This window comes from Catenulispora sp. GP43, assembly GCF_041260665.1.
Taxonomy (GTDB): Bacteria; Actinomycetota; Actinomycetes; order Streptomycetales; family Catenulisporaceae; genus Catenulispora.
In genome coordinates this window covers 274,589-290,334 of record NZ_JBGCCT010000004.1, presented here as the reverse complement: position 1 = coordinate 290,334, position 15,746 = coordinate 274,589, and the positions used below count along the sequence as shown (strand labels likewise).

General features: G+C 72.4%; 14 protein-coding genes. 13 read left to right on the top strand and 1 reads right to left on the bottom strand.

Going from position 1 to position 15,746, the window contains the following annotated elements; genetic code table 11:
• Positions 1 to 183 precede the first annotated feature (183 nt).
• From ABH926_RS11385 to ABH926_RS11350, 8 genes are all read left to right on the top strand, one after another.
• Positions 184 to 1,290, top strand: coding sequence for a helix-turn-helix transcriptional regulator (locus ABH926_RS11385; RefSeq protein ID WP_370365402.1), 1,107 nt, complete (start codon positions 184 to 186; stop codon positions 1,288 to 1,290).
• Positions 1,287 to 2,258: a helix-turn-helix transcriptional regulator gene (locus tag ABH926_RS11380; RefSeq protein ID WP_370365401.1), complete on the top strand. Its 972-nt coding sequence runs from the start codon at positions 1,287 to 1,289 to the stop codon at positions 2,256 to 2,258. The genes ABH926_RS11385 and ABH926_RS11380 overlap by 4 nt, the downstream gene beginning before the upstream one ends.
• Positions 2,255 to 3,049, top strand: coding sequence for a zinc ribbon domain-containing protein (locus tag ABH926_RS11375; protein WP_370365400.1), 795 nt, complete (start codon positions 2,255 to 2,257; stop codon positions 3,047 to 3,049). Before ABH926_RS11380 ends, ABH926_RS11375 begins: the two co-directional genes overlap by 4 nt.
• A gap of 8 nt (positions 3,050 to 3,057) precedes the next feature.
• Entirely contained in the window at positions 3,058 to 3,267 is a 210-nt protein-coding gene (locus ABH926_RS11370; protein WP_370365399.1) for a hypothetical protein, read from the top strand.
• Positions 3,268 to 3,342: 75 nt separating this feature from the next.
• Positions 3,343 to 3,567 (top strand): hypothetical protein, encoded by a 225-nt coding sequence (locus ABH926_RS11365; protein WP_370365398.1) that lies wholly within the window; start codon positions 3,343 to 3,345, stop codon positions 3,565 to 3,567.
• 16 nt (positions 3,568 to 3,583) lie between these two features.
• The gene (gene tatC / locus ABH926_RS11360; RefSeq protein WP_370365397.1) at positions 3,584 to 4,549 is read left to right on the top strand and encodes a twin-arginine translocase subunit TatC; all 966 of its coding nucleotides are present in this window, start codon (positions 3,584 to 3,586) and stop codon (positions 4,547 to 4,549) included.
• 67 nt (positions 4,550 to 4,616) lie between these two features.
• A complete protein-coding gene (locus tag ABH926_RS11355; protein WP_370365396.1) occupies positions 4,617 to 5,564 on the top strand; it encodes a diacylglycerol kinase in 948 nt (315 codons plus the stop codon).
• A gap of 130 nt (positions 5,565 to 5,694) precedes the next feature.
• Positions 5,695 to 8,550, top strand: a complete 2,856-nt coding sequence (locus ABH926_RS11350) for a DEAD/DEAH box helicase (RefSeq protein WP_370365395.1) — start codon at positions 5,695 to 5,697, stop codon at positions 8,548 to 8,550.
• Positions 8,551 to 8,593: 43 nt separating this feature from the next.
• Here the strand turns inward: ABH926_RS11350 and ABH926_RS11345 are convergent, their stop codons facing one another.
• The gene (locus ABH926_RS11345) at positions 8,594 to 9,508 is read right to left on the bottom strand and encodes a 5'-3' exonuclease H3TH domain-containing protein (RefSeq protein ID WP_370365556.1); all 915 of its coding nucleotides are present in this window, start codon (positions 9,506 to 9,508) and stop codon (positions 8,594 to 8,596) included.
• Positions 9,509 to 9,776: 268 nt separating this feature from the next.
• Here ABH926_RS11345 and ABH926_RS11340 point away from each other — a divergent pair, with 268 nt between their 5' ends.
• Genes ABH926_RS11340 through ABH926_RS11320 form a run of 5 tightly spaced genes read left to right on the top strand, consistent with a single transcriptional unit; the run spans position 9,777 to position 15,697 of the window.
• A complete protein-coding gene (locus tag ABH926_RS11340; RefSeq protein WP_370365394.1) occupies positions 9,777 to 10,961 on the top strand; it encodes an ABC transporter substrate-binding protein in 1,185 nt (394 codons plus the stop codon).
• Positions 10,958 to 14,185 carry an ATP-binding protein gene (locus ABH926_RS11335; RefSeq protein WP_370365393.1) on the top strand — a complete coding sequence of 1,076 codons (3,228 nt, stop codon included), beginning with the start codon at positions 10,958 to 10,960 and terminating at the stop codon, positions 14,183 to 14,185. Before ABH926_RS11340 ends, ABH926_RS11335 begins: the two co-directional genes overlap by 4 nt.
• Positions 14,186 to 14,197: 12 nt before the next feature.
• Positions 14,198 to 14,695 carry a roadblock/LC7 domain-containing protein gene (locus ABH926_RS11330; RefSeq protein WP_370341681.1) on the top strand — a complete coding sequence of 166 codons (498 nt, stop codon included), beginning with the start codon at positions 14,198 to 14,200 and terminating at the stop codon, positions 14,693 to 14,695.
• Entirely contained in the window at positions 14,692 to 15,120 is a 429-nt protein-coding gene (locus ABH926_RS11325) for a DUF742 domain-containing protein (RefSeq protein ID WP_370365392.1), read from the top strand. The genes ABH926_RS11330 and ABH926_RS11325 overlap by 4 nt, the downstream gene beginning before the upstream one ends.
• Positions 15,113 to 15,697 (top strand): ATP/GTP-binding protein, encoded by a 585-nt coding sequence (locus tag ABH926_RS11320; protein WP_370365391.1) that lies wholly within the window; start codon positions 15,113 to 15,115, stop codon positions 15,695 to 15,697. The genes ABH926_RS11325 and ABH926_RS11320 overlap by 8 nt, the downstream gene beginning before the upstream one ends.
• Positions 15,698 to 15,746: the final 49 nt, after the last annotated feature.

Sequence of the window (15,746 nt, the reverse complement as noted above, 5' to 3'; positions counted from 1 at the left end):
CCTGTGGCACCCATTAGCCCACCTGTTTTCACTCGCCCACCCGTCTCCCACCACCGCCCGTCATGGAGACGCTTCGCGTCGCTGGTTCACTCGTTTGTGTTCGCCAATCTGTACGACGCTGCGCCACTCCTCCGTTTAGCGCTACCGTTCACGCGTACCCCGAGTAGTTGTAGGAGAGCCTCGATGCCCGCCACGAAGACCGAGCGGTTGGTGAACCTGGTCATCTGCCTGCTCGCGTCCAAGCAGTACGTGACCAAGGAGCGGCTCCGCGCCACGCTGGAGCCGTATCGCGAGTGCCCCACGGACGACGCCTTCGAGCGTATGTTCGAGCGGGACAAGGACGAGCTCCGCGAGATGGGCATCCCGCTGGAGACCGGCACCAACAGCGCGCTGTTCGAGGACGAGATCGGCTACCGGATCCCCAAGGACTCCTACAACCTGCCGGAGATCCGCCTGGAGCGGGACGAGGCGGCCGTGCTCGGCGTCGCCGCGCGCTTCTGGCAGCAGGCGGTGCTGGCCTCCGACGCCTCCTCGGCGCTGCTCAAGCTCAAGAGCGCGGGCATCGAGGTCGGGGACATCAGCCAGTCCGGCATCGAGCCGCGGGTGCGTACCGAGACCAGCGCGTTCGAGCCGCTGCTGCAGGCCATCTGCGACCGGCGCCCGGTGTCCTTCCGCTACCGCAAGTCCGGCGAGGTGGACCCGGCCGAGCGCAAGGTCGAGCCGTGGGCCATCGACTCCTGGCGCGGGCACTGGTACCTGGCCGGGTACGACCGGGACCGCGGCGCCGACCGCATGTTCCGGCTGGACCGCATCGTCGGCGAGGTGGTGCTGCTGGCCGGGCACCTGACCGAGCCGGTGCCCGACGACATGGACGTGCACGCCAAGGTCGCCGACTTCGCCTGGAAGCAGAACCGCAACGTCGGCACCGCCCGGCTGCGGCTGAAGGCCGACACCGGCTTCCTGCTGCGCCGCCGGGCCACCGAGTGCGAGCCGGAGCTGCGCGACGGCGAGCCGACCGGCTGGGACGTGCTGACCGTGCCGCGCAACACCGGCATGGCCGGCTGGCTCGCCGAGTTCGGCCCCGACGTGCAGGTCCTGGAGCCCCCGGAGCTGCGCGCCGCGGTGGTCGGCCGGCTGCGCGCGGCCGTGGCCGGCAACGCGCTGGCCGCCAGCGACGAGATGACACACCCGGGCGTCCGGATCGGCGCGCAGGCCGGCGCCGAACGCACTGAACGCACTGAACGCACTGAACGCTCCGACACCGGCGAGATGACGGGAGCCTCCCGATGAGCGGCGCCGCGGCGCAGGTCCGCCGGCTGTTGAACCTGGTGCCCTACCTGCTGGAGCACGAGGGCGCGAAGCTGACCGAGGTGGCCGGCGAGTTCAACGTCTCCGAGAAGCAGCTGCGCAAGGACCTGGAGACGCTGTGGATGTGCGGGTTGCCCGGCGGTCTGCCGGACGACCTGATGGAGGCGCACATCGGCGAGGGCGGCACCATCCACCTGGAGAACGCCGAGGCCATCGTGCGCCCGCTGCGCTTCTCGGTGCGCGAGGCGGTGGCCCTGCTGGTCGCCCTGCGCGCGCTGGCGCAGCTCCCCGGCGTCGCCGACCGCGACGCGCTGCTGCGCGCCATCGCCAAACTGGAGGAGGCGGCCGGCGAGCGCGGCGCGGAGGCGTCCCAGCGCGTCACCGTCGCCTTCGAGGCGCGCGCCACCGTCCTGGACCGCATCCGCCAGGCCCTGGACACCGGCCGCCGCCTGCGCCTGGAGTACTTCGTCCCGTCCCGCGACCAGGTCACCGAACGCGACGTGGACCCGATGCGCGTGATCCTCTCCGACGGCCACGCCTACCTGGAGGGCTGGTGCCGCCGCAGCGAGGCGGTCCGCGTCTTCCGCCTGTCGCGCATAGTGGCCATCGACGTCCTGGACGTCGCCGCCGAGATCCCGGAGTCCGCCGAACCGCAGGACCTGGACGACGGCGTCCTGCGGCCCGCGGCCGACGACCCGCTGGTCACCCTGGAGGTCACCCGCCACGCCCGCTGGGTCGCCGAGAACTACCCGAACGAGGGCGTGGAGGAACTCCCCGAAGGCGGCCTGCGCATCGCCCTGCGGGCCCCCGACCAGGGCCGCATCCTGCGCCTGGTCCTCCGCCTGGGCGCCGACGGCCGCATCGTCGACCCCCCGGCCCTGGCCGACCAGGTCCGCAAGACGGCCGCGGAGGCACTGGCGCTGTACGGCGACGCCGAGGTCCCGGCGTGAGCGAAGCGGGCGACCCGCCCGCACCCGACGCGAGCGACTGGTTCCGCGGCCGCCGGGCATCGGAATCGGCATCGGAATCGGTATCGGATTTGGCGCCCCGCGCACCCCGGCCGGTCGGCGAGGCCTTCGGGCACCTGCGGCGAGCGGATGGGGCGGACGGGGCGGCGGGAGAGTCGGACTGGTTCGACGCGGGGGATGAGCAGGCGGCCGATGGTGAGGGATTCGGCACGCTGGTCGAGATGCGCGCCGGCGCCGCCGCGAGCCCGCCCGCCGAAACAGGCGAACCCGCGGCCGAGGCCGACCGTGCCGCGACCGCTGCCGGCTCCGGCCCGGCCGCGCCGCCCAACCTCGACTCTGCCTCTGACCCTGACCCTGACCCCGACCCCGACCGCGACCCCGCCCCCACCCCCGAACCCGACGGCCGCGTCCGTCTCCGGGCCCTGACCGGCGGCCTGGCAGACCTCTCCGACGCCCTGGCCGCGATCGGTGTCGAGTCCGTCGCGCTCCGTAGCCAGGGGCCGGCCCGGCCGGCGCCGCCCCCGCAGCCCCAGCCGCCGTCCGCCGCCGACTTCCGGGTCCGCTGTCCGGACTGCGGACCCCAGTACGTCGCCGTCTCCGACCTCCGCTTCGTCGAGACCGGCGACGGCGCCGAAGCCAACCGCTACCTCTTCACCTGCCCCGCCTGCGGGGCGCGGGTGCGCCGGCCGGCCGGGCCGGAGCTGGCCGCGATCCTGAAATCCTCCGGTGTGGCCACCCTGGCCCTGCGTCGCGGGCCGGGCCAGGCCCTATAGTTTCTGGCATGTACTGGGTCCTGCTGATCACGGTCACCGTCGTCCTCACCCTGGTGATCACCGCCGCCTTCGGCTGGCGGGTGTTCGCCGCGGCCAAGGGGCTGATCCGGGAACTGAAGAAGACCACCCAGACTCTGAACGACGCGAGTGAGACATTGCGCGGTGTTCAGGAAATGGAGGGCGTCAAGGCGATGCGGGCACGGGCCCAGCACGATTAGTCTTCGCAACGTGCCCGTGTTCGTGTCCGTGACGCCCGCTCACCGGGGGCTCGTCGCAGTGAAGGGGGTCGGCCCGTGTTCATGAGGCTGATCGAGATCGGTCTGATCGTGCTCGCCGCGTGGGCGCTGTTCGGGCGCAACCGGCTGCCGGACTCGGTGCGCAACGTCCGCAAGTCGGCGCGGATCATGAAGTCCGAGATGCAGTCCGCGGCGGACGACGTGGAGCTGCCCGAGGCCAAGGTGATCCCCGGCACGATCGTCGACGGCGGCGCCCAGCGCGCCGACAACGCCCAGAACTGAACGGACCCCCGACACCATGACGACGCAGGCCAGCGCCAACGGGACCCGGCCCAAGGGCAAGAGCAAGCCGCCGAAGGCCGTGAAGGTCCCCAAGGACCCCGAGGGCCGGATGCCGCTCGGCGAGCACATCCGCGAGCTGCGCACCCGGCTGTTCCGCGCCTCGGTGGGCATCGCGCTGGGCGCGATCGCCGGCTGGTTCGTCCACGAGTGGGTGATCCACGAGCTGGCCCACACGGTCTGCGACATCAAGAACGTCAACGGCATCGGCAAGCCGACCAAGTACTGCAAGAACGGCCTGCTGACCATCACCGGCGCCACCGCGGGCCTGTCGGTCAGCCTGAAGGTCTCGCTGCTGGTCGGCCTGCTGCTGTCCTCGCCGGTGTGGCTGTACCAGCTGTGGGCGTTCATCGCGCCGGGCCTGCACAAGAACGAGAAGAAGTACAGCATCGGCTTCGTCTCCGCCGCGGTCCCGCTGTTCGCCGCCGGTGCCGGCCTGTGCTACCTGATCTTCCCCAGCATCATGAAGGTGCTACTCGGCTTCACCCCGGACGTGGCGTCCAACAACCTGCCGCTGGAGACGTTCATCGGCTTCTTCATGCGGATGGTCCTGATCTTCGGGGTCTCCTTCGAGATCCCGCTGATCGTCGTCGCGCTGAACTTCACCGGCGTGCTGTCCGCCGAGCGGCTGAAGAAGACCTGGCGCTACGTCACCTTCGGCATCTTCATCTTCGCCGCGGCGGCGGTCCCGACCGGCGAGCCGCTGGGCATGACCGCCCTGGCCGCGCCGATGTGCCTGCTCTACTACACCGCCATCGGCATCGCCGTGGTGAACGACAAGCGCCGCGCCGCGCGCAACATCAACGCCAACCTGTCCCCGGACGAGGCCTCCGATCTCGATCTGAGCCCGGTCCCGGTCGACCAGGCGCGCCCCGTCGAGCAGGTCCGCCGCAGCTTCGACGACGACTACGACGACCTCACGTAGCGTCCCGCGATAACGCGCCGGTCACGCCGCCATGACGCGGGAGGGCGCGCGCTGCTAACGTCTGCGGGTGCCGAGCAGCCGCAACCAACACAGACCCGACCACGTCGTCGCCTTGATCAACCCCACGTCCGCCAAGGGCGCGGGCGCCGCAGCCGGCCAGCGCGCCGTCGCCGCGCTGCGCGCCGCCGGGATCCAGGTGACCGACATCGTCGGCCGTGACGCCTTCGACGGCGAGCAGCGTGCCGCCGACGCCCTGCTGAAGGACCCCGACGCCGCCCTGGTGGTGGTCGGCGGCGACGGCATGGTCTCGGCCGGGCTGCGGCTGCTGGCCGCCGAGCCCGGGACCGTGCTGGGGATCATCCCGGCCGGCACCGGCAACGACACCGCGCGCAGCCTGGGCATCCCGCTGAAGGACCCGGAGGCCGCGGCCCGGGTGATCGCCGCCGGCGAGATCGGCGAGATCGATCTCGGCGAGGCCACCGTCGGCGCCGGCACCTCCGCCGAGGTGGTCCGCCGGTTCGCCACGGTGCTGGCCTGCGGCCTGGACTCCAAGGTCAACGACCGCGCCAACCAGATGAGCTGGCCGCGCGGCAAGCGCCGCTACGACCTGGCGATGCTGCTGGAGCTGCCGCGCTTCAAGGCGCCGGCGTTCCGGATCGTGCTGGACGGCCAGAGCGTGGACGCCGAGTGCATGCTGGTCGCGGTCGGCAACGGCCCCTCCTACGGCGGCGGCATGCTGGTCTGCCCCGAGGCGCGTATGGACGACGGCCGGTTCCAGCTCACCGCGGTCCGCAAGATCTCCAAGCCGACGCTGCTGACCATCTTCCCCAAGGTCTTCTCCGGCCGGCACGTGAACCACCCCAAGGTGGACGTCCATCACGCGGCCGTGGTCGAGCTGCACGCCGAGAACGTCAGCTGCTGGGCCGACGGCGAGCGGATCGGCGCGCTGCCGGTGACGCTGCGGACCCTGCCCGGCGCGCTGCGGGTGTACCGGCCCGCACCGGCCGCGAACTGAGTCCGGACCGCCGTCGCGGACCGGGTGCCACCTGCGCCGCGAGACCCCCGCGAGACCCCCGCGAGAGCACCGACGGGCCCGCCCGGCAAACCTGAGGCGCGGCGATCAAGCTTGCGGTTAGGGTGGAGGCATGTCATCGCCCGCTGAGCCCCTGCGGGCTCCCGATGTGCCTGCCCTGTCCGAGTTCCAGCGCTTCCGCGGCGGCTACGACTTCGATCTCGACGGGTTCCAGATCGAGGGCTGCCGCGCGCTGGAGGCCGGGGACAGCGTCCTGGTCGCCGCCCCGACCGGGTCGGGCAAGACCGTGGTGGGGGAGTTCGCCGTCCACCTGGCCCTCGCGCAGGGCGTCAAGTGCTTCTACACCACCCCGATCAAGGCGCTGTCCAACCAGAAGTACGCCGACCTGGTGGCCCGGCACGGCGCCGCCAACGTCGGCCTGCTGACCGGCGACAACACGGTCAACGGCGAGGCCCCGGTCGTCGTGATGACGACCGAGGTCCTGCGCAACATGCTCTACGCCGGCTCCGGGACGCTGTCCGGGCTCGGCTACGTGGTCATGGACGAGGTCCACTACCTCGCCGACCGCTTCCGCGGCGCGGTCTGGGAAGAGGTGATCATCCACCTGCCGGAGTCGGTGCGCCTGATCGCGCTGTCGGCGACGGTGTCGAACGTCGAGGAGTTCGCCGGCTGGCTGCGCACCGTGCGCGGCGACACCAAGTCCATCGTCTGGGAGCACCGGCCGGTTCCGCTGTGGCAGCACGTGCTGTCCGGCCGGCGGATGTTCGACCTGTTCGCCAACGGCGCCGACGGCGAGGCCATGCCCGGGGCCAACGGCCAGGGCGGCATCTCGGCGGCCCGCGAGCTGCGGGTCAACCCCGAGCTGGTGCGGCTGAACCGCGAGGGCTCGGAATCCATGTACAAGCGCGGCGGCCCGCGCGGCGGCGGGGGCGCGGGCGGCAACCGCGGCCAGCGCGGCCGGAACCAGCGCCGCGGCCGCGGCGGCTGGGTGCCCAGCCGGGTGGACGTCATCGAGAAGCTGGACACCGAGGGCCTGCTGCCGGCCATCACCTTCATCTTCAGCCGCGCCGGCTGCGACGCGGCGGTGCAGCAGTTCCTGCACGCCGGGGTCAGGCTGCTGAACGCCGACGAGCGCGCCCGGGTCAAGGCGCACGTGCTGGAGCGGACCGGCCGGATCCCCTCGGAGGATCTCAACGTCCTGGGCTTCCACGACTGGTTCGACGGCCTGCAGCGCGGCGTGGCGGCGCACCACGCGGGCATGCTGCCGACGTTCAAGGAGATCGTCGAGGAGCTCTTCGTCCAGGGCCTGGTCAAGGCGGTGTTCGCGACCGAGACGCTGGCGCTGGGCATCAACATGCCGGCGCGCACCGTGGTGATGGAGGCGCTGACCAAGTGGAACGGTGAGAACCACGTCGACCTGACGGCCGGGGAGTACACGCAGCTCACCGGGCGCGCGGGCCGGCGCGGGATCGACATCGAGGGCCACGCGGTGGTGCTGTACCGGCCCGACCTGGACGTCAAGGCGCTGGCCGGGCTCGCCGGGACCCGGACCTACCCGCTGCGCTCCTCGTTCAAGCCGTCCTACAACATGGCGGTCAACCTGGTCGGCCAGTTCGGCGCCGAGCGGGCGCGCAACCTGCTGGAGACCTCGTTCGCGCAGTACCAGGCCGACCAGGCCGTCGTGGGCCTGACCCGCCAGGTGCGCAAGAACGCGAACGCCCTGGAGGGCTACTCCGAGGCCATAACGTGCCACCTCGGCGACTTCGACGAGTACATGGCGCTGCGCCGCCAGCTCTCCGAGCGCGAGGCCGACCTGTCGCGGCAGGGCGCTGCGAACCGCACCGCCGCCGCGCTGGAGTCCCTGGAGAAGCTCCAGCCCGGCGACATCATCGTGGTGCCGGCCGGCAAGCGCGCCGGAGTGGCCGTGGTCCTGGACCCGGGGATACCGGCCGCCACCGCGGGCCGTCCCAAGCAGGTCACCGGCGACGGGCCGCGGCCGGTGGTGCTGACGGTGGACCGGCAGGTGGTCCGGCTGTCGGTGACGGACTTCCCCACCCCGGCCGAGCCGCTGGAGCGCATGCGCATCCCGAAGTCCTTCAACGCCAAGTCGCCGCAGTCGCGCAAGGACCTGGCCGCCGTCCTGCGCAGCAAGGCGGGGGACAAGGAGATCCCGCCGTATCGCAAGACCCGCTATCGCTCCGCGGCCGCCGACGACACCGAGATCAGCAGGCTGCGCAAGGCGCTGCGCGCGCATCCCTGCCACGGCTGCCAGGACCGCGAGGACCACGCGCGCTGGGCGGAGCGGTACCACAAGCTGGACCGCGAGACGAAGGCACTGGAGAAGCGCGTCGCCGGGCGCACCAACAGCATCGCCCGGGTCTTCGACCGGGTCTGCGGGCTGCTGGAGCAGCTCGGGTACCTGGACGGCGACCAGGTCACGCCGATCGGCAAGCGGCTCGGCCGGCTCTACACGGAGCTGGACCTGCTGACCGCCGAGACCCTGCGCGCCGGGCTCTGGGAGGGGCTGACCCCGCCCGAGCTCGCGGCCTGCGTGTCGGCGCTGGTGTACGAGGCGCGGCGGGCCGACGACGCCGGGCCGCCGAGGCTGCCCGGAGGCGCGGTCCCGAAGACGCTCGATGAGATGGTGCGGCTCTGGGCGAAGCTCGAGGAGCTGGAGACGGACCACCACCTGGAGTTCCAGCGGGAGCCGGATCTCGGGTTCGCGCTGCCGGCTTTCCATTGGGCGTCCGGCAAGGCGCTGGAAGAGGTCCTGTGGGATGTGGAGATGCCCGCGGGGGACTTCGTGCGCTGGTGCAAGCAGCTGATCGACCTGCTGGGCCAGGTGGCGAACGCCGCCGCAGAGCTCACGGCGGCCGGGGGCAGGGCGAGCACGGTGCGCGGCGCCGCGCAGGAGGCCATCGACGGGCTGCGGCGCGGAGTGGTCGCCTACTCGATGATGAACGGATGAGGGTGCCGGGCTGCGGCGCGGCGCGCCGCAGCCCGGCCGGGCCCTACCGCTCGGCCATCATCCGGGTCACGCGGGTGACGGCGCCCTTCAGCCCGAACTTCTCCGCGAGCATCGCCACCATGATCGGGTCCTTCGGCTCCCGGGGCAGCAGATCGTCGTGCTCTGCCACCGGGGCGTCGCGGACCACGCGCACCACCGTCGGGGCCGCGTCCAGATAGCCGGCGGCCTCGATGATGCGCTTGCGCTGGGCGGGCTTGAGCGCCGAGGCCGGGTCCCCGGCCGCGGCGCGGACCCCGGCCAGATCGCCGTACTGGGAGATCAGGGCCGCGGCCGTCTTCTCGCCGATGCCCGCGACCCCCGGGAGGCCGTCGCTCGGGTCGCCGCGCAGCGCCGCGAAGTCCGCGTACTCGCCGCCGGTGATGCCGTACTTCTCGCGCAGCGTGTCGTCGGTGACCACCTCGAGCTTGGTGACGCCCTTGCCGATGTTCAGGACCCGGATGCCGCGGGCGTCGTCGACCATCTGGTACAGGTCGCGGTCCATGGTCACCACGTCGACCGGGCCGCGGCCGGCCCAGCGTTCGGCCAGGGTCGCCAGCACGTCGTCGGCCTCGAAGCCGGGGGCCTCGGCGCGCGCGATGCCGAGCGCGTCCAGGGCCGCCTCGATCACCGGGACCTGCGGGGTCAGGGTGTCCGGGACCTCTTCGACGTCCACACCGGCCGGTTCGGGCTCCAGGACCCGGTGCGCCTTGTACGACGGGATCGCCTCCACCCGGAACGCCGGCCGCCAGTCCGCGTCGAAGCAGGCCACCAGGCGGTCCGGCTTGTAGGTGGCGATCAGGTGGCTGACGAAGTCCAGGGTGCCGCGCACTGCGTTCACCGGCATTCCGTCGGGGGAGCGGATCGTGTCGGGGACGCCGAAGAAGGCGCGGAAGTACAGCGTCGGGGTGTCGAGCACCATCAAGCGCTCCGGGTTCTTCGCCATAGAGTGATCCTAGAGGTCGTCACCGACTGGCTCACCTGCCGGATCGTTCCTGTACTGATGTTTGGGCCTGGACGGATCCAGGCCTTTTCATACGTTCGCTGATTCTCTACCGACCATACGATCGTGTAGTGTGCAGCGCGTCGCGTACGGTTGCGTGCCGTCCGTGTCCCCCCCACGCAAGGCTCTGGCATGACAAGCGACGAGTGAGCAGAAGGCGCCCCGGTCTATGGCGATAGTGCGGTCGGTGTTTCCCAGACACCGATACGGGTCCCTCGCGGCGCGTCTGGCCTCCGCGGTCGCCGCGCTGGCTCTGGTGGCCGGCTGCTCGTCGGGCCCGGGATCGGCCGAGGGCGGCGCCTTCGTGGCCCCGCCGGTACCCATGGCCGAGCCCGGCACGTCCTCAGAGGGCGACCTCTACATGGTCGTCTGGGACGGCTACGCCGAGAACCAGTGGATCGCGCCGTTCCAGCAGCAGTCCGGGTGCACGGTGCACGCCGAGACCGCGGGCAGCTCCGACGAGATGGTCGCGGACGTCAAGTCCGGCCGCTATGACGTGGTCTCCGCCTCCGGCGACGCCAGCCTGCGGATGATAGCCAGCGGAGACGTCGCTCCCGTCGACGTCTCCAAGGTCGCCAGCTACCCGCAGATCTACCCGACGCTCAAGAACCGGCCCTGGAACTCGGTGGACGGCGTGCCCTACGGCATCCCGCAGGGCCGCGGCGCCAACGTCCTGATCTACAACAAGGACAAGGTCAATCCCGCTCCCACCTCGCTGAGCGCGGTGTTCGCCCCCGATCCGTCGGCCGTCGGCCACGTGTCGGTCTACGACTCCCCGATCACCATCGCCGACGCCGCGGTGTACCTGATGCAGAGCCAGCCGGCCCTGGGGATCACGAACCCCTACGCGCTGGACCAGAACCAGTTCGCCGACGCCGTGGCCGTGCTGACCAAACAGCGCTCCGCGGTCGCCGACTACTGGCCGGACACCGCCGCCCAGCAGGCCGCCTTCGCGCACGGCGCGGACACCATCGGCACCGGCTGGCAGGTGGTGGTCAACGGGCTGCAGGGCTCCGGGCACAAGGAGATCGCCACGGCCAAGCCGGCCGGGGGCACCACCGGGTGGTCCGACACCTGGATGGTCAGTTCCACGGCGAAGAACCTGACCTGCGCCTACAAGTGGCTCGACTACGTCACCTCCCCGACGGTCAACGCGCAAGTGGCCCAGTATGTCGGTGAGGCCCCGGCGAACGCCCAGGCCTGCGCCCTGGAAGCCAAGTTCTGCGCCGCCTACCACGCCGCCGACGAGTCCTACTGGGCCGACGTGCACATGTGGGTCACGCCTACCGCCAAGTGCCTGGACGGCAGGACCGGCGGGTGTGTGGCCTACCCGCAGTGGGTGGCCGCCTGGAACCGGATCAAACAGCAATGACCGCACGGGGAAAGGCAGGCGGTGCGGACATGACGCAGGGCTCGGGCACCGACGTCGCCACCACCACCACCGCTTCCACCACGGCCTCCAGACCGGTGACCCGCGGCCGGCTGCCGTTCCGGCGCCGCATGGACCTGCTGGTCGTGCTGCCCACCGTGGCCATGGCCGCGCTGATGACCCCGGTCGCGGTCCACGAGGTGAACGTGGCCGGCCAGTGGAACTCGGCCGCGGACTTCCTGTCCTCCTCCAAGTCCGTCAGCCAGCTGATCCAGGACCTGTCGCTGGAACGTGACAAGGCCCAGGCGGCGATGAGCGGCGACCCGGACAAGGACAAGGAGTACGTCGCCGCCATCACCATCACCGACGCCCAGGTGGACCAGGTCACCCGGGACTTCGGGCGGCACGCCACGCCGACGCTGACCGCCGCGCTGGCCGCCGTCTCCGACCTGAGCTACGTGCGCGAGCTGCCGGCCAGCGAGGGCATGTCGCAGAACTATGTCCTGCAGGCCCACGTCCAGCAGCTGGTCGACACCGTGTACGGGGCCATCGACGCGCAGATGGTCTCGGCGCTGGACTTCGGCGGCCACGCCGCCGCCGGCGGCCCGGCCGCCTCGCTGGAGGCCGAGCTGGCCGCGCTGTACTCCGGCGACATGGCCGAGAGCCAGCGCGAGGCCTCGCTCACCGCCTTCGCCTCCGGCCCCACCGAGTTCAACGCCGGCGAGCAGTACGCCACCGCGCTGCGCTGGGAACAGGTCGCGCAGGTGCAGTTCGGGCTGGTGCAGCAGTCCCAGGCCAGTGCCGACCGCACCGCGATCAGCGCCCTGCTCGGCTCCTCGCAGGACCAGGTCTTCCGGACCTACCAGGACAAGGCCGAGGCCCTGTACGGCCAGGCCTTCGACGCCATCCGCGGGGTCAACGGCAACGCCGGGGTGGACCTGCAGAGCATCCAGACCCTGAACGACCGCAGCACGCTGACCGCGGCCTTCGAGACCGCGAGCAACGCCCGCGCCGCGGCCGAGGCGCAGATCACCGACCGCATCATCGGCCTGGCCCACGACAACGCCCAGCAGGCGGAGATCACCGTGGCGCTGATGATCGGCGTCGGCGTGCTGGCCGCCGGGGCGCTGATGGTGCTGTCCGGGCTGATCCGGCGCTCGGTGGTGCGCCCGGTGCTGGCCCTGACCCGCGCGGCCACCCGCGTGGCCCGGGCCGCCGCGGCCGACCTGGAACGGGTCACCGACGAGGACCTCGGCGAGCGCGGCGAGCTGCCGGAGTTCGAGGCCATCCCGGTGCCGACCGACGACGAGCTCGGCGACCTGGCGCTGGCGTTCAACAAGGTGCAGGAGACCGCACTGCTGATGCTGGAGCGGCAGGTCACCATCCGGCGCAACACCGCGGAGATGTTCGGCAACGTCGGGCACCGGATCCACAACCTCACCGGGCGCCAGCTGTCGATCATCGACCAGGTGGAGCGCACCGAGACCGACCCGGTGCTGCTGGACCGGCTGTACCGCATCGACCACCTCGCGGTGCGTCTGCAGCGCGGTGCCGACAGCCTGATCCTGCTCTCCGGCGAGCGCGAGGCGAACATCTCCGGCGCGCCGATGCGGCTCACCGACGTCGTGCGCTCGGCCGTCGGCCGCGTCGAGGGCTACCAGCGGGTGGTGCTGATCGCCGAGGACGACGCCATGGTCGCGCCCTCGGCGGTCGGCGACCTGACGCTGATGGTCGCCGAACTGGTGGAGAACGCGGTGTCGTTCTCCCCGGCCAGCCAGCGCGTGGAGATCGCGGTCGGGCTGTCGGCGCGCGGCTTCGTGATCGAGATCGTCGACCGCGGCATGGGCATGTCCCCGGAGCAGATGGCGCAGGAGAACGCGCGCCTGGTGCGCCGCGAGCGCCTGGATCTGGCGCCGACCCGGGTGCTGGGGCTGTTCGTGGTGGGCCGGCTGTCGGTGCGGACCGGCGCCGCGGTGGAGCTGTCGCCGACCACCGGCGGCGGGACCACGGCGCGGGTGTACGTGCCCGGATTCCTGCTGGCCGGCCCGGTCGCGGAGGCGGCCGGGACGCGGGCCCCGCGCGGGGACGCCGCCGAGGCGGCCGCGACCGGGACGCCGGCGGCGGGCTCGGGGCCGGCCGCCAACGGGGTGCCCGCGCTGCCGTCGAGCCCGGCGCAGGCCCACGCGCAGGCCCAGGCCCTGCAGATGCGGGGCCGGCCGCCGCTGACGCCGGCGCAGCCGCTGCACGCGCCGCCGGCCGCGCCGCGCGCGAACCCCGCCGCCGCTGCGCTGCCGCCGGGTTCTGCGCTGCCGCCCGGTTCCGCGTTGCCGCCCGGTTCCGCGTTGCCGCCCGGCGCCGAGGGGCTGCCGCGGCGGGTGCCCGGGGCTTCGCAGCCCGCGGAGTCGTTCAGCCTGCCGGCGCCGAGCACCGACTTCGACGCGTACGCAGTTCCCGGATCGGCCGGGGCGCAAGCCGCCCCGTCGTTCCAGCCCGCTCCCGTGGACCCCGCCGCCGACTCGGCAGACGGCCAGTCCGCACCGTTCGCACCGCCCGCTTCGCCCTCGTACCAGCCGATCCAGCCCCAGGCACCGGCCGCCGGACCGGACGGCACCTCGCTCCAGGTGTCCGGACTCGACGCGCTCGGCCAGCCGGCCGCGCCGGACGCCCCCGGAGCCCGCTACTCGCTCGGTCCGCTGGCGCCGGTGCCGCCCGAAGGCCTCGGCCGACGGCGCGCGCTGTCCGGCGGCGAGCCGCAGCACCTGCCGCACCAGCCCGTGCCCGAGCCCCGCCGGGAGACCGAGATGCTGCCGGTGCGCCGGCCGCCGACGGTCCCGGCACCGCCCGGCGCACCCGCTCCGGAGGCGCCCGGAATGGCGCAGCCGCACCAGCCGGCGCCGGAGCCGCCGCGGTTCGCCGCGGGCCAGGCGCCCGCCGCCCCGCCCGGCACCGCCCCGCCGAGCGCCACCACCCCGCAGCCCGCCGACGGAGCCCTGCCCCGCCGAGTCCGCAAGACGCCCTCGCACCCGGACTGGCCGACCAGCCAGATGCCGACGGTCGCCGGGCCGGCCCAGCCGCAGGACGCGCGGGCCGTGCGGGACGCGTTGGAGGAGTTCGAAGCGGGCGTGGAACGAGCGAACCGCGACAGCGCCGAACAGTTGCCGACCCGCCGGCAGGCGGCCCGCCACGCGGGCCCGGCCACGCCGGAGCGGGACGGGGAAGACCAATAGGAGGACGACACCATGATCGGCTCTAACAGTGCCGCCCCTTGGGAGAGCGAAGAACAGCGGCTCGCTGCCGACGCCGCGGACTTCACGTGGATGGTCGCCCGCTTCGCCAACGAGACCGCCGGCGTGGTCGACGCCATCGCGGTCTCGTCCGACGGGCTGCTGATCGCGGTCTCGCGCCCGCAGGACCCGGGGTCCTCCGAGCGGCTGGCCGCCGTGGTCTCGGGGATGACCTCGCTGGCCGCCGGCGCCGGCGGCAACTACGGCTTGGGCGCGCTGAACAAGGTCATCATCGACATGGAGGGCGGCTACCTGCTGATCACCCGGATCGGCAGCGGCGCGGTGCTCGGCGCGGTCACCACCGCCGACGCCAAGCTCGCCAACGTGGCCTACGAGATGACGCTGTTCGCCAACCGGGTCGGCGCGGTCCTGAGCCCGGCGCTGATCATCGAGCTGAAGAACACCGTCGGCATGGGCGTCCCCGCACGCAGACCGGGCGGTGGGCAGGGGTGACCGAGCCGGGCGGGGGAGGCGCCGCCGACCAGGAGCACACCGCGGACGCCGCCGAGCCGGTCTCGGCGGTGCGCCCCTTCCTGCTCACGGAGGGCCGCGTGGTCGCCGAGGAGCAGGCGCTGCCGATGGAGACGCAGCTGGTCGCCACCCCCGAGGCGCTGGCCCGGCTGGAGGAGCCGCACCTGGCCTTCGAACGCCGGGCCATCATCGAGACCTGCCGCGTCCCGGTCTCCCTGGCCGAACTGGCAGCGCGCCTGCGTCTGCACCTGAACGTGGTCCGCGTCCTGGTGGGCGACCTGCACACCCGACAACTGCTGACCGTCCACGTCCCCCGCGCGGCCGGCAGCTCGGATCTGGACATCTTGAGAAGGGTGATCGATGGCCTCCGCGCAATACACACGTCAGGCGGGCCCGGCCATGACTGACGGCACCGCCACCGCGACCGCCACCCGCCCCCCGCAGCCGGTGAAGATGGTCATCTCCGGCGGCTTCGGCGTCGGCAAGACCACCGCGATCGGAGCCGTGAGCGAGATCGAACCGCTCACCACCGAAGCCGCGATCACCGAGGTGGCAGCGGGCGTGGACGACACCAGCATGACCCCCCGCAAAACCACCACCACGGTCGCCATGGACTTCGGCTGCCTGACCCTGGACCCGACCCTGAAGCTCTACATCTTCGGCACTCCGGGCCAGGACCGCTTCGGCTTCATGTGGAAGGACGTGACGCAGGGCGCCCTCGGCGCCCTGGTGGTCGTGGACTCCCGCCGCCTGGACGACTGCTTCCCCGCGGTGGACTACTTCGAGCGCGACGGCACCCCCTTCGCGATCGCGGTGAACGCCTTCGACGGCGTGCTCTCGCACTCGCTGCCCGCCGTGCGCTCGGCCCTGGACGTGGCACCGGAGGTGCCGGTCGTGGCGTTCGACGCACGAAGCGGGGACTCGGTGCGCGAGTCGCTGATCGTGGTGCTGGAGCATGCGCTGACGCGGGCTCGGGGGTACTAGGCCGAACGGGTGGCGTGTCGTCGATCATCGGACGAGCTCGGGTCTTGAT